The sequence below is a fragment of the Marivirga tractuosa genome (genome assembly GCF_042140215.1).
In the GTDB taxonomy this organism is placed as follows: domain Bacteria; phylum Bacteroidota; class Bacteroidia; order Cytophagales; family Cyclobacteriaceae; genus Marivirga; species Marivirga tractuosa_A.
The window spans coordinates 1,412,879-1,436,539 of record NZ_CP159478.1; the positions used below are offsets into that span (position 1 = coordinate 1,412,879).

Below are 23,661 nucleotides of genomic sequence, written 5' to 3' on the forward strand. Positions count from 1 at the left end.
ATCAATAGCAATGAGTATCATGGATAGGATTCCAAAAATATTTAAGAATTTTTATTTCATAGCAGGAGCTGTATTTCTGATCTGGATGTTATTCATTGATGGCAATGACTTAATTTCTCAATGGAAACTTGCTTCCAGGTATAGTGATTTGCAAAAAGAGAAAGAGTATTATCAGGAGATGATAAAAGATGTTGAACAGGATAGAGAAGGCCTCTTAAGTGATGATGAATTACTAGAAAAATTTGCCAGAGAAAGATACCTCATGAAAAAAGAATCCGAAGATCTTTTCGTTATTGTTGAAAAAGAATAATCCTTGAAAAAGCAAACCTTAATATTTCTTATAAGCCTAATCCTAGGGGCATTATCAGTTGAAAATGCAGCAGCACAAAAGTATGTGGACGAAGGTTCTGGATTTGTAGACCGACTATACTTTGGAGGAAATTTCGGCCTTCAGTTTGGTACTTTTACTCATATAGAAGCTTCCCCAATTGTGGGTTATATGATTAATGACAAGCTTTCAGTTGGTGTTGGAGCAATTTATCAGTATTTTAGAGTAAGGGGAGGCAATAGGGTTGCTGATTATGAAACCAATATTTATGGTGGTAAGTTATTTGGGAGATATAATTTTTCCCAACAATTTTTCGGGTATACTGAATATGAGAACATCAACCTTGATGTGATTTTTAACACCTCAAATGGCTATGAATTTGGAAGAGCTTGGGTACCAGCTTATTTTATAGGAGCAGGTTATTTCCAACCCATTGGAAATAGAGCAGGAGTAACTGTCATGGCTTTGTACAATTTACTTTATGATGTTTCTCGCTCACCTTATAATTCTCCTTTTGTTTTAAGGGTAGGCTTTACGATATAGATTTTTGGACAGAGAAAGGTAGCCAAAGGCTACTAATACTTTAACCACAGAGTGACACAGAGGCTTTCACTAAGGGTACAAAAATAAAACAGTAAAGCTGATTAGTTCTTAGAAATATTCTCTAGATGTTTTGGGAAAAGTTAAGAAAGCCTCTGGGTAACATTGTGGTTTAACTTTGTTTCTTTGTATGTCTACATTCATTAATAAATATAGTATTATTAATTGAGCAATTTAGTAAGACAAGGACTCATCAACAGCTTTAGCTGTTACTTTGCGCCCTTTGTGAAATTCTTAGAGAAACTTTGTGGTTAAAAGAAAGCAGCCTTTGGCTGTCCTATTTTAATCTATTGTTATTGTGGTGAAGTAAAGTAGTCTTGAAACTTCAAGCCGAATTTTTTGCCAATTTCACCTAAATTCTCAACCACTGGAGGCAATAATGGAATTCCATTTGCTTTCCTATCTGCACTCATTTCCCTTTCCGGATCTCCTGGAATTAATACCTTGTCATTTTCACTGGTCGTTTCAGATTTTCGGAATGTATCAATCCAATTATCCATATGGGATTTAAAATCTTCCGCAGGTCTAAAAGCATCAATTCGCATAGCGCCTAAGAAATGACCTAAGCCTTCACCTACAGGATTTTCCTTTAAAGGTAAAAAGCTAACGAAAGGAGGAGCCCAAGGACCATAATTTGCACCCGAGAGTACTGCTGAGAAGATATCGACTATAGATCCAAGAATATAACCTTTATGACCTGAGTGTTCTCTAGAACCTCCTAATGGCAACATGCTACCACCTTTTTTCAAGGCATCTACATCGGTTGTTCCTTTTCCATCTTTATCTTGTACCCAGCCTAAAGGAGCCTCTTCATTTTTTCTTTTTAAAACTTCCAATTTGCCATTCGCAACAGTAGTAGTGGCAAAATCCGCTACATAAGGAGGTTGGTTTTTAGTAGGAATAGCAATGGAAATCGGGTTAGTACCCAATAATCTTTCTTTGGAGAAAGTAGGGGAAACTAAAGGGCTTGCATTCGTCATAGACCATCCAATCATGTCCTTATCCAATGCCATCATGCTGTGATGACCAGCTATGCCATAGTGATTAGAATTTTTAACCGATACCCAACCTGAGCCTACTTTTTCTGCTTTTTCCATGGCGATTCGCATGGCAAAAGGCGCTACTACCAAGCCCAATCCTTTATCGCCATCAACAACTGCAGTGCTGGGCGTTTCATGAATAATTTTAATATCAGGCTTTGCATTAATTCTTCCTTCTTCCCATAATCTGATATAGCCGTGTAATCGGGCTACTCCGTGAGAGTCAACTCCACGTAAATCAGCATTCACTAAAACTTCCGCAGCTTCTTCAGCCTCATTTGAAGGACAACCCATTTGAATGAATACATCCTTAACGAAATTTTGTAAAGCTTTGTAATCAAATAAACCCATTAGGATAATTTTATTTCATCTGATATAATGGCATCCAATAAACCTTCCTTCAAAGCATAAGTGGATACTTTAATGTCAATAAATTCATTGTTTTCAATCAGGAATTGAATCAAACAAACGGCTACCACTATCATATCCACTCGCATTTCTATCATGCCTGGAATAGCCATTCTTTCATCTCTGGTTTTGTGGATTATTTCATTGAACATACGATCGAAATCTTCCAGGGATAGAGAATAAGAAACATCATCAGGCTTTTCAATTTCTTTTTCCTGATAATTGATATCTATCAAGGTGTCAAAAGTTCCGGAAGAACCAATCAGGTGGTGTGGTTGATAAATATCCATTTTTACTTTGAGCTCGGCTAGCTCTTTTCTCAAAAAGTCATCAAGTTTCTCTATGTCTTTAGGTAAAATAGGATCGTGTTTATGAAATTTATCCAAGAGTCTTTGAGCGCCAATCTCAAAACTTTGCATCCAGAAGACTTCAATATGGTTGCAAATGATAAACTCAACGCTGCCACCTCCAATATCCATGATTAAGGCAGGCTCAGGGCCAATTTCTAAAGCTTTTTTAACTCCTTTATGAATGAATTTAGCTTCATCCATACCAGAAATCAATTGTATGGATATACCTGTGACATCATAAATTCTTTGAATCACCTCTTTTCCATTGCTAGCATTTCGCATAGCAGATGTGGCACTAGCAAAAACTTGATCTACCTTTTCTTCATTGATCTTATCTTTGAAATAGAGCATAGTCTTTATTGCACGCTCCTCAGCAGCTTTGCTGATGTTGCCTTCGCTTATTCCACCTTCACCTAGCTTAACAGCTATTTTCTCCTTGTGAATAATTTTCTCTTCTCCATCTTTAACTTCTACAATGAGTAAGTGAAAAGTATTCGTGCCTAAATCTATAATGGCTATTTTATCCATAGTTATATACCTGCCTAAAAACAATGCGCAATATACTATTTAGCGGGCAATTGGCAATTCAAATTGTCTTAATGGTTTGTAATTATGGAATCATTACAGGATCTAACTCTAAAAGTAGCGACTGGTAATCCTTATTGACTTTTTTGAAGATATGAGCAACTGTTTGTCTGCTTGAACCTGTTAAGTCAGCAATGTCTTTCTGGGAGAATAGGCTAAAAATATTAACGGACTTACCATCCGCATCTTTGATTTTTACATTGAACTCTCGATAAAGTCTTTTTATCCTTACAGAGGTTTCTTCAGAAATTACAGTGAAAAACCTTGTCTCCGCTCTGGACCATCTGCGGACAATATATTTAGTAAATAATTCAGAAATGTGAATATCAGTAAAGATTAATTTCTTGATATAGGCTAAATCATATTCTCTTACTTTTACACTAGTAAGTGGTTTGGCAAATTCTTGGAAATTACCATCCAATAAACGGTAATTTCCAAAAAAGTCGCCTGGTTTTAAGATGTCATAGCAATGTTCGGTTCCGTCAATGGCATAGTTGCCTACTTTTACGGTTCCTGAAATGACTTCATAAATAATATGGGGTTCTTCTGATGGCTTATAAATGTATTCGCCTTTTTTAAATTTAGCTATGCTTATATGCTTTTGGAAGCAGTTTTTGTACTGCTCATGCTGATTTAAATAGTCGAATAATTCAAAAGTTTTAGCCATAATTATTTCTATTTTTTTAGTATCCCAGGATATAATATCCCTTCTGTGTTTTCTAGTTTTAAACCAAGAATCTCAGCTATAACAGGAGCCACATCAGTTAAATACATTTCTTTTAGCACGGTCTTTTCTTCGGCTTTTCCACCAAATGCAATAAAGCCTGTATAGATGTTTTTGTGTTCAGGGAAGAATCCATGTGTACCACCACTTCCTTTTCTTATTAATTCCCCATCAGACTTAGAAGTCATACTAAGGCCTTCATTTGGTGCAATGGCAAGCATGGCATTAGGGTCAGCACCAATTTTATTTAATTCCTCCTTTTCTACTATTCTGAAAAGCTTTTGCTGATTTGCGGGCAATGCTTCTAAAAGTTGTTTTACTTTTTTTACTGATTCCATATCATCTGGATTTTCCAAATGAAGAAAAGCTGCAGCTCCAGAAGTATGGAATTTGGCAGTCCATTTTTTTCCATCTTCAGCGATTAACCCATTTTCTTTTAGTAAAACATTGGGTGCCATAGTAGAATGAATATCCACAAAGCCATGGTCACCTGTTATGATAAAAGTGGTCGTTTCTAGTTTACCTAATCTTTCCACAGTTTCTAAAATTTGACCTATGGCAGCATCAACTGCGCTTACTGCTCTTTTAGGCATAAAGCCTTCTCTTCCATCGGTATGTTGGAAATGGTCAGCTGAGAGTAAATGAACAGCTAATAAATCAGGATTGTATTTTTCAAATATGTAAGAAGCAGCAGAAGCAAACTTTTGCTCTCGGGCAAAATAGCCTTCATTTCCAAAATTCGAAACATTTATTTTTCCTGTTGCATGGGTCTCAATTTCCTCCACAAAACCCTTTGGAGTTGCATTCTTTTTCATAGGAGCAAATCGATCTTCTCCTTCTTTAAGAGACCATATCTCAGGAATATTATAATCAATAGGAGCACCAACGGTCACTGGCCATGAAATAGAGGCTGAAGTTAAGCCTGCATTTTTGCATAAAGAAAAAAGGGTAGGGACTTTGATGCTTTCATGTTCCCAATACCATTTGCCGGTTGCTCCATCAGGTTCAAATGGAGTATTATAATAAATACCATGTTCTGAAGGGGGCATTCCACTCACGATAGTAGTATGAGATGGATAAGTAACGGATGGGAACATTCCTTTTACAGCTTCTGCATGAGTACCGTTTTCAGCCATATGTTGAAGAATAGGGGCTGGCCAATCATTATCTAAATAGAAATCTGGTCTTAATCCATCAATTGAAATTAATATGACTTGTTGTTTTTGAGCTAAAACTGAAAAGCTTAAGAAAATTGAAATGAAAATAAATGAAATTTTATAAATGCGAGTCATGTCTTATTATTTAAGAGTTGTGAAGTTAGTCTGTTATTGTAAAAAAAAAGTTAAGAGAACATTATGCTTATGTTCCCCTAACTTTAAAATCAAAAAAAATGAAGAAAAAATTAACCCGAAAATTCATGTGAATTTTCGTCCAAAGGACAGACAATTTATAAAAACCAAGTTATTAGATAATTACATTGTGTAATTCACATTAAAACTTGAATTTTAAAAACACCCAAATTTGGGCTAAAAGGTTTTTATAAATTATCGAGGTTAACCCTTGAGTAATTAATTGATAATCAGTTAATTTAAATTAATTATTTTCATTATTCATAACTTTCTCACGAATAATGCGGGTTAAAATGAATAACGCAAGCCTACTTGCAATCTCCATGGTGTTCCGTTAATAGGAAGTGCACCAACATTGCTCTCAACGTTATACTGATAGTTCTGACTACTTGGATCAAAACCTGCTATTCTTAATAGGTTTCTGTTCCCGAAATTATTGTTTACGCCCCATTCAGGATTCAGTAAATTAGCTAAATTGAAAAGGTCAGCTGATAATTCGAAATTATGTCTGTTGATAATGGTGAAATTCTTGATCATCCTTAAATCAATGGTGTAGAAGAAAGGATTGACTCCTCCATTTCTTTCCGCAATCTGGCCTAAATTATTATTGATATAATCTTTCACACTTTGCGATGTTTCAGGATCATTCAAAATTCCATTGATGCCTTCCCTAATGTTAGCTGGAGTGTTCGGGTCATTAGGATCATAAACATATGCTAAGTCATTTCTTAAGTTAAAATCACCATTAAGACTTCCGTTTGTCGTTAAGAATGAATAGCGAGTTCCACCAATTCCATTTAATGTTGCACCAAATGTGAATCCAGCAAATGAGGGAGAAACACCATTTACTACTACTTTATCAGAAAAATGATTATCTGAATATCCATAATTCAATTCTCTTGGATCATCTTCAATAGGAAGGAAAGTAGAAGTATTAGCTACACAGCAATTGTAAGAGGAATTGTCTTTCGCTTGGTTTCTGGTGTAGCTAACATTCAAACTACCGTCCTTTCCTAATCTTAAGCTGGCATCTATAACAGCAGCATATTGAGTCAATTCTCCGTCAGATTGAAGTACTAAAGCACGACCAACTTCATTTGATTTTCGTGAATCTAACCAGCTTGATTGTCCATTTTCTGGATTTATGGCTGAGGCTGGAACAAAAACGCCTCTATCATTTTCATTGCTTAATCTGAAATATGGATTGTCAACCAGATTAGCCTCTTGGTAGACATAGTTGTTAAAGGTTTTGCTGTATAATAAATTAACACCAACTCTTAATCTATCTCCAAAGAACTTATTGTAGTTGACATTAGCTTTCAAAGTATTAGGTACCTTAAAATCTTCACCTACCGCATTAATGGTAGCTATACCAGCTGTAGCTCCTTCAGGTATTCCAGGAACAGATGATGGATCCTCTCGGTATCTAACAAAATCCGGAGTTGGAATTAAGTTAGGATCTGTTACATCAATGGAAGCAAGCATTTGACCACTATTCTGGATATTGTTCACCTGTGCATAGTAATGAGGCTGAGCTGAAAATAAACCTGCACCAAATTTGATGATATCTTTATTTTCCCCTTTTACATTCCACAACGCTTGGAATCTTGGTTGAAGATTAAAGAAGTCTGATGGCTTTCTATCTGTTTTGATTCCTAACTCTTCATCTACTGTCGGATTGTATTGAGCAGGAGTGGAGAAAATAGTGGCATCATATCTTAGTCCAAAAGTGGTGTTGAAATTTGGAAGCATTTCAAAATCCACTTGACCAAATAATGAAACATCATAAACGGTTTGTTTCACTATTGGTAATCCTTGAGTCGGTACTTCTCTTGCGTATCTTATCGGAGTCATATTTTCTAAATCTTGCAGACTGTTAAAGAAAAACCGTCCGTTTTGCTCATTGGAAAGTAAGGTTTCTAAATAAGTCACCATATTATCAGTTCCGAAAGTAAAGTTGTATTTGCCTTGAGTCAAATAGGTGGTGTTTACCAAATGAAGCTGTCTTTCCAGATTAGTTTCAGGAGTATAGCGTTGACCACCAAATTGTAATGAGCGTGATTGGGTTGCATTCGGGTTGCTTTCCGTAGGAAAAGGGCTTTGCACCTGAACAATCGCTCTTGGTATATTCTGACTTGGTAGTTGTGGATTCGTTCCAAATTCTCTTTCAGCATGCTGAAATTGAGCTTTCAACTCATTGGTTAAATTAGGACTTACCGCAGTTCTTAAGGATAGCAATAAACTATTTTCTCTAGATGAGAAGCTTCCCCAAGTTTCTGCTAATTCAATATTGGAATTATCGCTGATGCTCAATGGGTTATTCCAGTCTGTGTAATTGTTCCTTAATGTTAATCGATTTTTTTCATTTAACTGCCAATCAACACGAGTGAAAAGTGTATTGGCTACAGAGGTTCTTTGAAATTCACCTACTTGTTGCTCATCACTTACCCCATACAAATCCCTGGCAATTTGAATGGCTTTATCCAAAGTATCTTTTCTGATGCCTAATCTTCTTTCGTCAGCCTCATTATTAATGTCGCCAATAAAGACAGGTTGACCTGAGTCTTGTCGGTCATAAGCCATGTAAAAGTGAACTTTATCCTTTATAATAGGGCCTCCCAAACTGAATCCCCATTGATAATTGGAAAACTCCTGATCTCTTTCATTTCCTCTAATGTCCAACTGGCTTGCTAATTGGTCATTTCTGTGGTACATAAATGCAGAGCCTTCAAACTCATTCGTTCCTGATTTAGTTACTGCATTCAAAGCACCACCTGCTTGGCGACCTTGCGTTACATCATAAGAATTGGTTACTACTTCAAATTCCCTGATGGCTTCCATAGAAATGGTGTAAGGACCTCTTCCTATTTCTCCAGCAGTTAATTGATTTCTTGCATTTACTCCATCAACCGTAACATTGGTTGAAGTTCTTCTTTGACCACCAAGGTTGATACCTCCGCCTCCTTGCAACGGTGAAAGAGCCGTTAAATTCGTGAAATTTCTACCTTCATTTGGCAGGTTTTTCATTTTTTCGGAATTGATGGCGATACCAGAGCCTGCCCTGTCTGCTCTTTTAGCAAAGCTATTGGCACTCACTACTATCTCTTGCAGTTCTTCGGTAGAAGGATTTAAATCTACATCAAGATTGACTTTATCTCCCTGGTTTAATTGGATATCCTGCACCTGATATTTTTGATAGCCAATAAATGAAATGCTTAATTGATAAGGACCTCCCAATGGAAGCTGCTTCAATAAAAATTTACCATCAAGGGCTGTAATTGTACCAGTTTCAAATCCTGTTGATTCATTTTTAAGCATAACATTTGCTCCTGGTAATCCCTTTCCATCGCTATCTTTCACTATCCCACTTATGGCGGCATCCGTTGATTGCCCATAAGTAAGGCTCTGCACAGAAAACACTGCAATCAAAATTGCAATGCAGTTGAACATCATTTTTTTGGTAATTCTTTGTCTCATAATTTATGATTTTAGTGATTTATTTATCATAAAATTAGACTGCTTTACTAGGGTGGGAATGTTAAAATTTAACATCCATAAAGAACTTAAAGAAATGGTAAAATAGGGTTAATATTGAAGGTACTTATTATGACTTCAAGATTAGATGTATTGTTATATTTAAGAGGTTCTTAAATTTTTAGCTATCTTTCAGTTTGCTATCAAACCTTCCATAAGCTTTAATATTATTTATAACTTTGCATTAGTATTAAGCGCTTTAAGCTTTTTTCAATCAGATATATGCGTCAACTTTTATTTTTTCTTATCACCATTACAGCAGCTTTGTTTTTTTACGGATGTGCTTATAAAGTATTGAAGGCAGATAAGTTTTTGGAGAAAAATGAATTGGGAAAGGCTAAAAAACGGATTGATAAAGCGATAGAAAAAAATCCTGAAAATCCTGCCGCACAATATATGTTGGCCAAATATTATAGCCATCCTGTTTGGTCATTTGATGCAGTGGATTCAGCTCATCTTTATATTCAGTTAGTTAGTGATACTTTTCCTGAATTGGAGTCTAAAACAATCGAAAAACTAGCAAAAAAAGATTTAGATAGTCTCGCCATTGTTGAGCAATCCTTAATAATAGATAGTTTGGCATTTGAAAAAGCATTAGCTGAGAATAGCGAAGAAGCTTATAATGAATACCTCAATAATTATCAATATTTAACTTTTGAAGAGAAAGCTATTGAATTAAGAAATCAGGTGGCCTATGATGACGCCATTGCCAAAAATACCACTCAGGCAGTAAGTGATTTTTTCAAGAAGTATCCCGATGCACCTCAAGCCCAAAAAGCAAGAAATGTTTTTGAAACGCTTTACTATGAAAAGAAAACTCAAAATGAAGCTTTAGAGGAGTATAGGGAGTATGTGAAAGAAAGGCCTCAAACAGAGTTTGCTGAAGAAGCATCTTCTAAGATTCTGAATATTATTAGTGCAGGTGCAGAATCATCAGATTATCAGCAATTCATCAATCAATATGGAGAATTTAAAGCCGCTAAAATTGCTCAATCAATTCTCGATGGACTTAACTATGATACCAATACTGCGGAGTTATTAACACATAAAAAAGATAGCCTTTTCTATTTCTATAATTTAGATGATGAAAAGTTATTGTCATTTCAATTTAATGAAGTAATTCCAGATTCCTGTTCTTTTATAGTAGAACCATTTATTATAAGTAATGAAGCCAATTCCAAGCAAGTTTATTTAAAAAATGGTGAGAAGATTCCAGATTTAAATATTAAAACTATTGAATATTTAGAAAGTGGATTTTTTCAAATCAATGATTATGGCCGTGAAGAAAACATAATTCATTTTAGCTTGAATGATGTATTGAAACTAAAGTCACTTGATTTTAAAGCCTTGGATGAATTTCATTTTGCTAAAAAGGAAGAGGATGGTTGGCATTTGATTTCCATTTTGGGGGAGCCTATTTTAAAACAGTCTGTAGACAGTATTTGGAAGGAAAGAGATGTTTTCTTTTTCAAAAGAGGAAATGATATGGCGGTTGCTTCTTCGGTTGATTTCAAAAAAACGGCTAAGAATGATTTAAAATCTTTAAGCTTTCTTTATGATGATTATGAATGGTTGGGTGATCAATATCTCCGATTATATTCTAATGATTATGAAACCATATTAGATCATAAGGCTCAAGTTATTTTCCCATTGGAAAAAGCAAAGATTGAATTTTATGATGATTTTTGGGTCAAAAATAAGGAGGGTAGTTTTAGTGTTTTAGGTCTTAAAAATGCCCCGCTTTTTGAAGAAGAATTTGATGATTATCAATTTAAATCAGGGGTTCTAGCATTAAAAAAAGATAGCTTATGGTCAGTTTTTAATGATGGTTTAGAAGACTTCCCAAATTTTCAATATGATTCCATTCGGATATTTAACAGTTGGTTAACTTATACCATTTTAGATTCATCTGAATATTTGCTTTTTCAATCAGGCAAAAAAGTTCAATTGGAGGAAGGGGAGTCCTATAGACTTTTGAAAAATTACAATATAGCTTTTTCAGAAATATCCGATCAAATACGCTTTTTGGAGATATCGAATGAGAAGAGTTATTTTAAACTTTATAATGGTTTTGGCAGAAAGATAAAAGAAGGCGAAAGGCTCGACATCAATATTTTGACCCCAAAATTCATCCAAATTCATCAGAACAAAAAGAAGGAGTTGATTGATTCTGCTGGAAATGAAATCAAAATCAAAAATGTGGAAGCTTTTGGTGCGTATCAGGATGGTTTAATTCCCATTTTGCAAAAGAAAAAGTTTGGTGCTTTGAGAGTGGACAGTTTACAACTAATTCCTGCTCACTCGGAAAATAAATTGGATGTATTTGTGAAGGACTCTCTATTTATTTTCAAGGAAGATAATTTGCTGGGAATTAGCAATACCAAAGCTGAAGTTATACTGGAGGCAGATTTTGAAGCCATCGATTTTTTCAATGATTCCACCGCTATAGTGGAGGAAGAAGGAGAAATTGGTATTTTAAATATTTATCAAAATGAATATTTACATGAGGGTATTGATACTTGGAAAAAAGTGTTTTTTATGGATGAAAACTACTTTATAGTACGTAAAAATGCGGGTTATGGCGTTGTCAATCAACAAGGAGAGGAAATCATTCCTTTTATTTTCAATGAATTGCAAGCCCATGAAAGCAAGGATAAGCTTTACTGGTTAGCAGAGCGCAGGCTATCTGAAATCAATTATATTGTAATAGCATATTTTGATAAAAATGGTCGAGTTTTATTTAAAGAAGGCCTGAACTTTGATGAATATTTAGAGACTGCTTGTGATTAGCCCCCATTAAATCTCTCGCAAAGACGCAAAGGCGCAAAGTTTTCGCAAAGAAATTTTTTTGACACCTCCTATGTTCTCAGTCATTAATCAATTTGGTGTTTTTAATTGTGTGATTTAGCAAGGCAAAAATCCTTCAACAGTTTTAGCCGTAACATTGCGCTCTTTCCCGATGAATGCGGGACAAGTTGTGAAATCTTCAAGAATCTTTGTGGTTAGAATAAAACAACCTTAGGCTGAGAAAAGGGTGTTTAATTTTTTAATCACATAACCTTAACCTAAAATTCCTATCAATAGTCAGTTCAAATTTTTAATTTGCAAAAAATTATAATTCAATTTCAATGAAGAGATATTTAAGCGGAGCTTTGGCTCTAATGATTTTATTTTCTTGCCAACCGGCACAAAAGCAAGAACAAAAAGTGAAAAAGCCTAAATTGGTAGTGGGTATAGTAATTGATCAATTACGCCACGATTACTTCGAACGTTATGCCGATAATTTCGGGGAAAATGGTTTTAAAAGATTGATTTCTGAAGGCTTTTATAACCATAACACGCATTACAATTATATTCCAACCTTTACTGGGCCTGGTCACGCATCAGTTTATACGGGAACAACTCCAGCTACCCACGGGATTATCGCCAATAATTGGTACGATAAGAATATCAGAACTTCGGTTTATTGTGCTGAAGATACTTCAGTTTATACCATTGGCTCCACTTCTGACGCTGGTTTAATGTCTCCACACCGTATGTTGAGTTCAACTATAACCGATGAGTTGGGCTTAGCTACCAATTTTAAGTCAAAAGTGGTGGGGATTTCTATTAAAGACAGAGGTTCCATTTTACCTGCAGGGCATAATCCAACAGGTTCTTTCTGGTATGATAAAAGCAACGGCCATTTTGTGAGCAGTAGCTATTATGGAAATGAAGAATTACCTAACTGGCTGCAAGAATTTAATAATCGCAATTTGGCGGATGAATATCTAAACCAAACTTGGGAGCTTTCCATGCCTTTAGAAGAGTATAAAGAATCTACAGCAGATGATATGCCTTATGAAATGACCGTAAGAGGAAAAGATAAACCTGTTTTTCCCTATGATTTAAAGGCTCTAAGAGCAGAAAATGGTAACTTTGGATTATTGCCAAATACTGCTTTTGGAAATACGATTTTAGCAGATTTAGCTATAGCCACTATGGATGGTGAGCAAATGGGACAGGATGAAATTACTGATTTTCTTGCTTTAAGCTTTTCTTCCACCGATTATATCGGTCATGGATTTGGGCCACGTTCAGTGGAGGTGCAGGATACCTACATCAAATTAGATCAAGAGATTGCCCGATTATTCAAACATTTGGATGAAAAAGTGGGCAAAGGTAATTACCTGATTTTTGTGACTTCTGATCATGGATGTGCGGAAGTTCCAGAATATCTGCAAGCCAATAAAATACCAGCTGATCATTATGATGGGAAAGCTTATGTGAAAAACATGAGTAATGCATTAAATCAAAAATTTGGTGAAGGCGAATGGATAGAAGATTTTTCCAATGAACAGTTTTTCTTAAACCATAAGTTGATAGCAGAAAAAAATGTTGAGTTGGATGCCATCAGAAAGTTTATGGTCAATGAAGCCTTAAAGTTAGAAGGAGTAGCAGAGGCTTATTCTGCTACTGATATGCAATCAAATGAATTTACAGAACACAAAGCAGCTTCTTTGCAGATGGGCTATAATTTCAAACGCTCAGGAGATGTATTGTTGATTTTAGAGCCAGGCTGGTTCTACCAAACCCGTTCTGCCACTACCCATGGAACTGGCTATGCTTATGACACCCATGTGCCTTTAATTTGGTACGGTTCAGGCATTAAAAACGGGACTTCATACAAAAGACAAAATATAGACGACATAGCAGTAACCCTTGCTCATATTTTAGGAACCTCACTTCCTAATGGAGCAACAGGAGAACCGATTCAAGAGATTTTGGAATAAGATTTTCTGTTGAGTTATACGTTTAATTCTACGGGTAAAGCCTTTCAAATTGGTCTTAAGCCAATTTGAAAGGCTTTTTTATTAACTATTAATTCAGTAGATTGCTTGACATAAAGCATATATAGTCACCAGGGGGTTACTATATTCAAATGTTACCTATTATTCTCTTCTAAAACATGAAGTACTGGAAATTCAAATCAGGGAATTTTTATTTATTCTTCTTGTTTACCGACAACCAACAACTCTTGTTTGGAAGGTACACAGAGAAGAAAGTCAATGAATATATTTCTTCCATTGAAAAACTTAAAAAGGCACCTAAAACGCTTAAAGGATTAAATATCGCAAGCCTCGAAACGGTAGATATTGGAAAACTTAACAAAACAATCCTATTAACCTATAAAAGTGGTAATACAGAGCTTATCGAATTCAATAATGCGAAAGATAGAAATATAATTTTCGAGGAATTAAAAACAAGATTTGGCAAATTTGAACAAATGGAACTTGATCTTAATTATACTCACAAAAAACGCTTTGCAATTAATTGTTTAAGACTATGTGTCTTTGTAGCCATATTATGGCTATTTTTTATTTCCATTGATTCATACTACAATGGATTATCAAGTATAACAGCAAGAGGGGCCATTATTGGCGGACTAATTCAAATTGTCCTTATTTTATTTCAAGAAGCTGGAATTTTCGCAATAGCAATCATAGTATTAGTTTATATGTCTAGTAAACTTTATTACCATTTAAAAAAGGATTCGAAAATTATAAGGCTAAGACTAAAATAACAATAGGTAACATTGCATAAAAACCCATTTGCTCACCACCTTGTAGGAAATTGAGTGCTAAATAGCCCGTAATTTATGCTTGCTTTTCATAGCTAGCCATCAAAGGTATTGCCCTAGGTAAGTATGGTGCTTAATTATTCTAAAGTTTTGCAATTAATGAAGTATATCAGTTTGCGGAGAAAACATAAATTACTACTTTCAGTATTTCATAGACCAGTATAACAAACGGGTTTTATACGGTCGTTACCTATCATTTATGAGAGCACTGCTAATCATTTTCATAACTCTTATCTCGTTTAAGGCCTCATCACAAGAAGTTATAAACGACTGGAAAGAGCTTTCAGAAAAGACTATTCTATTAGAATATATAGAGAATCAAGGATATTCACATTTGAACTTCCAGCCAACTGACCATGACACGACAAAAAATTCTGGAGTTAAAATTTCTCAGAGTTCAACTAATACTAAATTATTGATTCGAGACAAAGCCAGCTTTAGTGGCCCAGATAAACCATTAATCGTTATTAACGGCTATCCAGTTGAATTTAAAGAGATTTTAACAGCAAGCACATTAGCTGATATAAAAAATGTCTCTATGCTGAAGTCGACTGTTCAATCTAGTGCTGTTTATGGTGTGCGGGGACAGCATGGTGTAATACTTATCGAAATGAATAAGCGCAAGTGGAAAAAGCTCAAGAAAGAATACTACAATTGGTAACATTTGCTAAAAATGAATTTGCTTACTGCTTCTAGCAAAGTAAGAAGGTAATTCTCCACAAAGCCAAACTTAATATTTCATTTAGATTCAGGACAAGCATTCAGTATGGTTCTCTTCTTTTCTCTTTCAATAATTGTGGATATGGTTTGGCTTCGCTACTTTAGTATTTCATCAGCGAAGTTTAGCAAACGCATTTTAACTTCGTGTTAATTGTTATTATGAGTAAATTTTTTATTCCTTTTTGTTTACTACTCACACTTTGTAGTTGCTCAAATACTAGTGATAAACATGTATTAACAGCAGATATCATGGGTCACTATGAAGAAGTTTATAATTGGAATCAAGTGATTGGACTACCAACTTTCAAAGCATGCGATGATAATGATAAACATCATCTTGATTATCTGCGGAAATCGTCCGATAAAGATGACCTTTTTTATATGCTTAACGACACAAGTTCTGTTGCTTTTAAAGTATTCTTGATTCAAGAGATTCATAAAAAATATCCAGAATATGATAGTTTGATAATCAAGAAATATGGCTCAGACACAACAGTAATTGAATTTGTATCAAGCTGTGTCGGTATTACCTACGAAAGGACATTAGGCGAAACCTCACAGCATATCGTATCAGACTACCAAAATGATCCTCTATTATTGAGAAACATAAAATTCCAAAAATAGAAAATACAGTTAACATCATATAAAAACCCCATTCACCCACCACCTTCTACCAAAACGAATGCAAAATAGCTCGTAATTGATACTTGCTGTCCATATCTAGCAGCCAAAGATATTGAGTTAGTCAATTATAGTGCATAATTATTTTAAGCCTTCACAATTAATGAAGTGTATCAGTCTGCGAAGAAAGCATCAATTGCGACTTTAAAAGAAAAAATACTTCATTATTCCAATCGATAGATCACTTTATTATTAAGTGCTTTTTCTAAATCTGAATACTTTAGCTTAGGATTTTCACTCATTCCGCTTGTGCTAAACATATCTTCCGGTACGCCTTTGCCCAGTAAATAAGCTTTTATGGCATCGGCACGTTTGTGTGTTAAATCATTATGGTAGATAGTCACTATTTCTTGCCTCGGTTCCTTCGCTGAAGCTGTGCTATCTACCTCGGTAGCTATGCTAGCTTCTGTTGCAAGAGTATCTATCGGATCGGATGCTATTAAAAGTGTGTCGTTACGAGTTTCAGGCAAACTATCGGCATATTGTTCCGACTCGGTGATGCTTTGCTGATATACTTCCAGCTTAAAATGGAAGGCTCGGTTTTGCTTCATAAGTGTGACCAAGCGGGCAAACTCTTCTTCAGCACCTGCAGCAAATTCGGTAGAATGTTCTTGGAACGCTATGGACAGCGGATATTGTTTTCCACCTTGCAAGGTAGGCAGGGTAATCTCTTTTACCACCTTTTTAGATGAGTTCATGTTTTGCAGATCCAAAAATTCACTGTAATAGCCAAAGCCCGTCTCTTTTGTTTCAATATAAAAATCCACTAAATGGCCTTCTGGTAAATAGACTCCAAAAGTCTTTTCCTCTGGATCGAGAATTAAACGAGCTAGTTCTTCACCGGAGTCTATATCGGTCGCCTTAACCAATGCCTTAGCGGGCAAATTGGTGACCGTTCCTTCCAAATAATATACTCTGGCTGGCTGAAACTCCTCTGGTACTTTTACCATATATAAATCATAGCTGCGTTCATCTTTTTCATGGATGTAGGTCACATCGCCTAAAGCGGTGACGCCTATATAGCGGTCATGCGCATCGGTATTAAGAAAGCCCATTGCTACTGGTTTGCTCCAGTTATCACCATCTTTACGGCTCATATAAAAATCGTAATTCTCATTGCTGTTTAGTGCAGCAAAATAAAGGGTTTTATTATCGGGTAAAATCACTGGATTAACGAAGGATGAAGAGGCTATATCTAGCTGTATCTCTTGAGGTTCTTTCCAGTAACCATTGCCCAAATATTCTGATGCAAAGATTTTACAGTTGCCGCCAGTTGGATCCAGCGTTTCGCAACGGCTAAAGTATAAAGTTTTGCCATCTGCCGAAAGAGTGGGATCCATCTCATTTAAGGTAGAATTTAGAGGCTTGCCAGGGTTGATGTGGGTAGTCCAGCTGCTGCCCTTTTTTTGCTGAAAAAGAATATCATAGCCCCCAATTTTAGGTCCTTTTCGAGAAGCATATATCAGTTGCTCACCATCATAAGATAGGTTGTAGGCACCAAAAGGAATCATATCTTTATTGGGGATGTCTACAGGCATTCCCCTTTTCCAGTTATTACCTGTGGCGGTGCTCATAAATATTTCTGGTTCCCCTGAATCTGTATTATCAGACATATATAGAATTGTGCGACCGTCAGCAGTTAATTTTGGTGCATATTCGTTGTTGTCCCAGCTAGAAATAACAGGTGGGAGCTTCCGCTTTTGTGCCATGACTACAGTGGTGAAGCTCAGTAACAACAAGCCGATCAATATTTTTTGCATAATCTCTATTTTAAACTGAATATACAGAAAGTTGCAACTAATAGAAATAATTTCGATAGTTATATTTATAAGTGATACTGAGTTGGATAGTTGAGGATTTAAAGTGATAAAGGGAGCTGCAAAGGTTTTTTATTTTTTTAGTGTTGAGTTATAAGTTTACTTCAACGGGTAAAGCCTTTTATAATTGTTAAAGTACCTATGAAGGTCTTTTTTGTTAACTATTAATTCAGTAGATTGCTTGAAAAAATGAGGTAGGTAAGTGTTCTGGGACACTTAGTGAATTTTTTGGCTCAATTAGTATATCTCAAATTATATTAAATGGCATCTTGGATTTTCATCATCCTCATTTATTTACTAATTATAATCGGACTGCCTTATTTAGCATATCGATTGTCTAAAAATAGGGGTAAAAAGACTCTAGGAATAATTTTAGCCAGCATAACATTCATAATAGTCACGTTTCCAATCACCTCCGTTTTGATTGAAGACTACTGGTTTTTTAAATCTGATGTGACCAAAACATTAGTGAAACATGAATTTTATTTAACGGATGATTTTGAAATTGTTGAGCATGAAATCTCTGGACTGATGGACTATTATGAATATTTCAGAATACAGATAAGTAACGAAGACAAAATTGCTCTGATAAATAAAATAAAAAATGCTGATAATTTTGAGGATCGGACTATTGAAACTGATAAACCCATAGATGAGGAGGATGCAAAAGTACTTCCTAGATATTCAAATGATCAATCGGAAGTCTACACTTGGAACTATCTAACCGAAAAAGATTACATTTTTAAATATTATAAACCAAGACCACGTGGTGAAACTCCGATAGACGAAACCATTTCAATTTCAATAAATAAAAAAGAGCTTAAATATGAGATAATTCTTGACTAATAGACCATTCGGTATGAAATCATGGCTGGATGTTAGGTGATTGTTCCTTTAGCTCTTAGTGGAGAGCCCGTCTATCCGCAGGATTGCCTCGGTAGTTAACTGAAATTTTTATACTTTTAATCTGCCACGAATTTATACAGTGGCGTTGTAAGCAAGCTGGGTACTGTGCAACTAAAAAAACAGACTGCTGTAAATCAAACTTTGATATTTTGACAAAACTGACCTTGATGAGACACAAGCTGACCCGATTGTTTTAAAAATTTTCCCATCTGAAAAAATAATTTTCCCGACCCACGACAGAATATTGAAAATAATTTGAAATAAGTGATGACAAATCAAAAATCTCTTTCTATTTTTGACATATTATGTCAACAGGATTTGTGTCAATAGAAACAATAGGGAAAAAGTTAAGACAGATTCGAGAGGAAAAGGAACTTCCATTGCGGAAAGTTGCTGCTTTACTCGATATTGATGTAGCGATTTTGAGCAAGATGGAGCGTGGGGAAAGGAAAATTACAAAAGAAGTAGTTCTGAAACTTGCTGACATATACGGTTACAGCGCAGACGAACTTTTGGTTTCTTTTCTAAGCGATAAAATTTTTAATGAAATTCAAAATGAGGAGCATGGCTTAAAAGCATTAAAAGTAGCAGAAGAAAGAGTAAAGTATTTAAGAGAGAATAAGAAGAATTAATATTACAAGAGTGGCTTTACCAATAAACATAAATGAACTTTTACACGGTAATACGATAGAGTGGGATCGTATTGAATTAAAAAAAGGATGGAATCCAGAAGATATTATTCATTCTCTTTGTGCTTATGCTAATGATATTAATAATTGGGATGGCGGATATATCATTATTGGTGTTGAAGAAGAAAACGGAAAAGCCTTACTTCCTCCCTTTGGATTGAAGCCTGAACAAATGGATTCCTTTCAAAAGAAATTAATTGAATTATCGCATAAAATTTCACCCAGTTATATTCCCTTTACACAACCTTTTACTTTAGATGAGAAGCATATATTAATTATATGGGCTCCAGCTGGTGATAATCGTCCTTATAAAGCACCTGTTAGTCTTGCTAATAAGAAATCAGAAAAAGCTTGGTACATTAAACGAGGATCCAAAACCATTAAAGTGAAAGAAGGTTCAGATGATGAAAGAAGATTACTTGAACTTACTGCTCGCATTCCGTTTGATGATAGAATTAATCAACAAGCCTCTTTAGATGATTTAAGCTTACACTTAATTCAGGAGCATTTGAAAGAAATTATGAGCTCTCTGTATGTGGAAAGCACAAAAATGACTTTTTCTGATTTGTGTAAACAAATGAATATAGCTAAAGGACCTGATGAATATTTGAGACCTACAAATGCTGGATTGCTGCTGTTCAATGAACATCCAGAACGGTTTTTCACTGGTGCTAAAATTGAATTAGTGATTCATAAAGGAGATATAGGTAAGGATTATACAGAAAAAATCTTCACGGGTTCTCTTGTAAAACAGCTTCGAGATGTTCTTAATTTTATTGAAACCAATATTATTCAAGAAGATGTTTCAAAAGCTCCAAATCGTGCAGAAGCAGTAAGATATTATAATTATCCTTTTCAAGCTATTGAGGAAGCTGTGGTAAATGCAGTATATCACAAAAGTTATGAACGTGAAAACCCTGTTGAGATTCAAATACATAAAGATAAAATTGAAATATTGAGTTTCCCTGGCCCTATGCCACCTATTAACCAAGCGATGCTGAAAAAACAAAGAGTCGTAGCGCGAGATTATAGAAACCGTAAGATAGGTGGCTTTTTAAAGGAGTTGAAACTTACAGAAGGTAGAGGAACAGGATTGCCTATTATTCACAAAAGTTTAGAAGAAAATGGTTCACCTCCACCCATTTTTGAAACGGATGAAAATAACACTTATTTTTTGTGTATTCTGCCTGTACATCCGCTTACCGAATCCATCTTAGGCTCTCAAGAAGATATAAGAAGAGACGAAGATAAGTCTCTTAAAATCAGTAATTTAATAGATATAAACCCTTATCTTAGTCTCCCTGTCTCTGAATTGGGAGACGAAGATAGAAATGCTATTAAGGATAGGGTCAGCACTTCAATTATTAAGGTGCTTCAATATTGTAAAAAACCCAAATCGAGTGATGAAATCTTTGAAGAAATAAGTCTTTATAAAAACACCAAAAATCATAATCATCATATAAAACCTCTCATTGAAGTGGACTGGTTAAACCTAACATTGCCAAACAAGCCTACCAGTAAAAATCAAAAATATTACACTACTAATTTAGGTAAAAAATTGCTTACCATAATTTCAATAGATAGTAGTTCAGGAATTAAAAGAATACCTGTAGATTCTTCTAATATTGCCTCGGTAGGCTATGACGCAGAAAATAAGATTTTGGAAATTGAATTTCATTACGGAGCAATTTATCAATTTAATGATGTGCCAAAAGAAGTATTTGAGGGATTGATAAGTGCAAGTTCAGTAGGAAGTTACTATATGAATGAGGTGAAAAGTAAATTTGAATATCAAAAAAAGTAAACCCTAAAAATAGTATTTGGAAGAAGGTTTCGACTGGGAAACTAAATAGGAATACAAACATTCACAACATATCCAATACTTAGCAGACAGACATGAAAACCTGATAATGAAAATTCGTTTTGTACTTAATCCATTTTCATTTGTATTTCTGCTCTCAGGAGAGCAACATTATTTTATTGTTTTGGAAACTTTGGACACAGAAGAAGCGACTTACATTTGGCATACCCCTAAAAATAAAGCATCCTTAATTGAAGAAGTAAAACAAATTGACAACCAGTTAGGCATTATTAGAGAAAAAGGAAGACAGGCTTTTTTAGAAAACAGTCCTGAAAACTTTACTAAAATTATACACGATTATTCAGATAACAAAAAAGGATTTATATTATGGAAATCTGCTTTGGAAGAAATAATTTAATTCAGTCCATCCTGATGGCAATAGGGGTAAAACAGCCGACACATAAGCAAGACAAAGAACAACTAAAATGACTAATAAAACAAAGACATACCACGACTGGAAAAGAAAGCCAGCTTAACATTGTATAAGCGTAATGCAGGCTGAATCACTAAAATAAGGTATTTTTGCTACTGAGAAATACTACGATAGTCTGATAGTGAATAGTTCTGAAGTTTCACACTTCCACGCCTACACTTAACATTATGAAAAAGACACTACAATACATATCAATAGGGCTGATTTTCCTGATATCTTGTCAAGATAAAACTGGATTTTCTGGTTTTCAAAATGGAGATATTATTTTCCAGACTTCAAAATCAGGACAAAGTAGAGCTATTCAGATTGCGACTGGTTCAAATTACAGTCATATGGGAATTGTTTATAAGCAAGAAAATGAATTTTTTGTTTACGAGGCCGTTCAGCCTGTGAAATTGACACCTTTGAACGACTGGATTAATCGAGGAAAAAATGCACATTATGTTGTTAAGCGGATTAAAAATTCAGAGAAATTATTGACTCCTGAAGCTTTAACAAAAATGAAACAGGTGGGAGAGAAATACGCTGGTAAAGATTATGATTTGTATTTTGAGTGGTCTGATTCGAGAATTTATTGTTCTGAATTGGTTTGGAAAATTTACAAGGAAGCAGTCGGGCTTGAAATTGGTGAACTTGAAGAATTGAGCGATTTCAACTTAACAAATGAAACTGTAAAACAAAAATTAATGGAAAGATATGGAGACAATATCCCGAAAGAGGAATTAGTGATTTCTCCTGAGTCAATGTTTAATTCTGATAAATTGATTACAATCTTTGAGAATTAATAAATTTAAAATGAAGGATATAACTATAGTTGAAGCTAGTTCATCAGATATAAAAGAAATAACACAATTATTTTATAATACTATTCAAGCAATTAATTCAAAGGATTATCCCAAAGATGAAATTGATGATTGGTCATCGTGGCATACTGATATTGATAAGTGGAAAAAAAGAGTAAATGAACAATACTTCATTGTTGCGAAATTAGATGATAAAATCGTTGGTTTTTCATCACTGGCAACTGATGGTTATTTGGATTTAATGTTTGTGCACAAAGACTTTCAAGGTCATGGAATTGCGAAAGCTTTGTTAACTGATATTAAGAATAAAGCTTCGATACAGCAAAATGATTTAATATACTCAGATGTAAGCATTACCGCAAAGGGATTTTTTGAAAAACACGGATTTGAAGTTGAGAAACAGCAATTGAAGAAATCTAAGAAGAAGGAACTGGTTAACTATAGAATGACAAAAACAACTAATATAAAAACATAGTGGAAACGATAAACAAAAGAATCGATAAAGCAGTAATTGACGAGTTGTTTGTGGCTATTCCGGCAGGAGCGGTTGACATGAGAGACGACCGAACAAAAGAAACTTGGTCGGTTGACATAGATTCCTTTAAACTCAGTAAGTTCCCAATAACACAAGAAATTTTCAAAGCAGTAACGGACGAGAATCCTTCGACATTCATTGGTAACAAATTACCAGTAGAAACTGTATCTTGGATTGATGCTGTAAATTTTTGCAATCAACTATCTGAATCTTTAGGAATAGAAAAATGCTATACTATTGATTTGGAAATTGAAAAAGTAAACATGAATTCAAAAGCAAATGGATTCCGATTACCAACAGAAGCTGAATGGCAGTATGCTTGTCAGGCGGGAACTAAAGACATTAGACACGGAAAGTTGAGTGAAATTGCTTGGTTCAAAGGGAATTCCAATAATCAAACTCAACAAGTTGGACAAAAGAAACCTAACGAATGGGGACTTTATGATATGCTGGGAAATGTTTGGGAATGGTGTTCAGATATGTATGACGAAACTGTTTACGGAACTTACCGTGTTTTCCGTGGTGGCGGTTGGTGCGACCAAGAAAGGAGTGTAATGGCAACAACTAGAAGGAGAAGCCATCCTTTCTCCTTTAAAATAGATGACTTAGGATTCAGAATAGTTAAGAATATAAATGAATAAAACTACAACTAGTAATATAAGAATTAGGGAGCACAGT

20 protein-coding genes are annotated in these 23,661 nt (G+C 34.9%); 14 read left to right on the top strand and 6 right to left on the bottom strand.

The window, feature by feature from the left end; translation table 11 throughout:
• The first annotated feature begins 19 nt into the window (after window positions 1–19).
• Both ABWH96_RS06520 and ABWH96_RS06525 read left to right on the top strand, forming a co-directional pair.
• Window positions 20–310 (top strand): septum formation initiator family protein, encoded by a 291-nt coding sequence (locus ABWH96_RS06520; RefSeq protein ID WP_375580666.1) that lies wholly within the window; start codon window positions 20–22, stop codon window positions 308–310.
• A gap of 3 nt (window positions 311–313) precedes the next feature.
• Window positions 314–871 (top strand): hypothetical protein, encoded by a 558-nt coding sequence (locus ABWH96_RS06525; RefSeq protein ID WP_375580667.1) that lies wholly within the window; start codon window positions 314–316, stop codon window positions 869–871.
• Between the two features lie 350 nt (window positions 872–1,221).
• Here ABWH96_RS06525 and ABWH96_RS06530 read toward each other — a convergent pair whose 3' ends face one another.
• The 5 genes from ABWH96_RS06530 to ABWH96_RS06550 all read right to left on the bottom strand — a co-directional run bounded on the left by ABWH96_RS06530 (window position 1,222) and on the right by ABWH96_RS06550 (window position 8,861).
• Entirely contained in the window at window positions 1,222–2,319 is a 1,098-nt protein-coding gene (locus ABWH96_RS06530; protein WP_375580668.1) for an Ldh family oxidoreductase, read from the bottom strand.
• Window positions 2,319–3,254, bottom strand: coding sequence for an exopolyphosphatase (locus ABWH96_RS06535; protein WP_375580669.1), 936 nt, complete (start codon window positions 3,252–3,254; stop codon window positions 2,319–2,321). The genes ABWH96_RS06530 and ABWH96_RS06535 overlap by 1 nt, the downstream gene beginning before the upstream one ends.
• Before the next feature lie 82 nt (window positions 3,255–3,336).
• Entirely contained in the window at window positions 3,337–3,978 is a 642-nt protein-coding gene (locus ABWH96_RS06540) for a Crp/Fnr family transcriptional regulator (protein WP_375580670.1), read from the bottom strand.
• 8 nt (window positions 3,979–3,986) lie between these two features.
• Entirely contained in the window at window positions 3,987–5,327 is a 1,341-nt protein-coding gene (locus ABWH96_RS06545; RefSeq protein WP_375580671.1) for an alkaline phosphatase family protein, read from the bottom strand.
• Between the two features lie 345 nt (window positions 5,328–5,672).
• Window positions 5,673–8,861: a carboxypeptidase regulatory-like domain-containing protein gene (locus ABWH96_RS06550; RefSeq protein WP_375580672.1), complete on the bottom strand. Its 3,189-nt coding sequence runs from the start codon at window positions 8,859–8,861 to the stop codon at window positions 5,673–5,675.
• Between the two features lie 279 nt (window positions 8,862–9,140).
• Between ABWH96_RS06550 and ABWH96_RS06555 the strand changes: the two genes are divergently transcribed.
• From ABWH96_RS06555 to ABWH96_RS06575, 5 genes are all read left to right on the top strand, one after another.
• Window positions 9,141–11,708 carry a WG repeat-containing protein gene (locus tag ABWH96_RS06555; protein ID WP_375580673.1) on the top strand — a complete coding sequence of 856 codons (2,568 nt, stop codon included), beginning with the start codon at window positions 9,141–9,143 and terminating at the stop codon, window positions 11,706–11,708.
• A gap of 338 nt (window positions 11,709–12,046) precedes the next feature.
• A complete protein-coding gene (gene pafA / locus ABWH96_RS06560) occupies window positions 12,047–13,690 on the top strand; it encodes an alkaline phosphatase PafA (RefSeq protein WP_375580674.1) in 1,644 nt (547 codons plus the stop codon).
• Between the two features lie 176 nt (window positions 13,691–13,866).
• Window positions 13,867–14,481: a hypothetical protein gene (locus ABWH96_RS06565; protein WP_375580675.1), complete on the top strand. Its 615-nt coding sequence runs from the start codon at window positions 13,867–13,869 to the stop codon at window positions 14,479–14,481.
• A 256-nt stretch (window positions 14,482–14,737) separates the two neighbouring features.
• Window positions 14,738–15,199: a hypothetical protein gene (locus tag ABWH96_RS06570; RefSeq protein ID WP_375580676.1), complete on the top strand. Its 462-nt coding sequence runs from the start codon at window positions 14,738–14,740 to the stop codon at window positions 15,197–15,199.
• 218 nt (window positions 15,200–15,417) lie between these two features.
• Entirely contained in the window at window positions 15,418–15,882 is a 465-nt protein-coding gene (locus ABWH96_RS06575) for a hypothetical protein (RefSeq protein WP_375580677.1), read from the top strand.
• 221 nt (window positions 15,883–16,103) lie between these two features.
• Here ABWH96_RS06575 and ABWH96_RS06580 read toward each other — a convergent pair whose 3' ends face one another.
• Window positions 16,104–17,648, bottom strand: a complete 1,545-nt coding sequence (locus tag ABWH96_RS06580) for a hypothetical protein (protein ID WP_375580678.1) — start codon at window positions 17,646–17,648, stop codon at window positions 16,104–16,106.
• Between the two features lie 369 nt (window positions 17,649–18,017).
• Here ABWH96_RS06580 and ABWH96_RS06585 point away from each other — a divergent pair, with 369 nt between their 5' ends.
• The 7 genes from ABWH96_RS06585 (at window position 18,018) to ABWH96_RS06615 (ending at window position 23,624) form a co-directional block, all read left to right on the top strand.
• Window positions 18,018–18,602, top strand: a complete 585-nt coding sequence (locus ABWH96_RS06585) for a hypothetical protein (RefSeq protein WP_375580679.1) — start codon at window positions 18,018–18,020, stop codon at window positions 18,600–18,602.
• Between the two features lie 365 nt (window positions 18,603–18,967).
• Entirely contained in the window at window positions 18,968–19,294 is a 327-nt protein-coding gene (locus ABWH96_RS06590) for a helix-turn-helix domain-containing protein (protein ID WP_375580680.1), read from the top strand.
• Between the two features lie 10 nt (window positions 19,295–19,304).
• Window positions 19,305–21,155 (top strand): KTSC domain-containing protein, encoded by a 1,851-nt coding sequence (locus ABWH96_RS06595; RefSeq protein WP_375580681.1) that lies wholly within the window; start codon window positions 19,305–19,307, stop codon window positions 21,153–21,155.
• Window positions 21,156–21,261: 106 nt separating this feature from the next.
• Window positions 21,262–21,570 carry a hypothetical protein gene (locus tag ABWH96_RS06600; protein ID WP_375580682.1) on the top strand — a complete coding sequence of 103 codons (309 nt, stop codon included), beginning with the start codon at window positions 21,262–21,264 and terminating at the stop codon, window positions 21,568–21,570.
• A 242-nt stretch (window positions 21,571–21,812) separates the two neighbouring features.
• A complete protein-coding gene (locus ABWH96_RS06605; RefSeq protein WP_375580683.1) occupies window positions 21,813–22,430 on the top strand; it encodes a YiiX family permuted papain-like enzyme in 618 nt (205 codons plus the stop codon).
• A gap of 10 nt (window positions 22,431–22,440) precedes the next feature.
• Window positions 22,441–22,923, top strand: a complete 483-nt coding sequence (locus ABWH96_RS06610) for a GNAT family N-acetyltransferase (protein ID WP_375580684.1) — start codon at window positions 22,441–22,443, stop codon at window positions 22,921–22,923.
• Entirely contained in the window at window positions 22,923–23,624 is a 702-nt protein-coding gene (locus tag ABWH96_RS06615; RefSeq protein ID WP_375580685.1) for a formylglycine-generating enzyme family protein, read from the top strand. Before ABWH96_RS06610 ends, ABWH96_RS06615 begins: the two co-directional genes overlap by 1 nt.
• Window positions 23,625–23,661 lie beyond the last annotated feature (37 nt).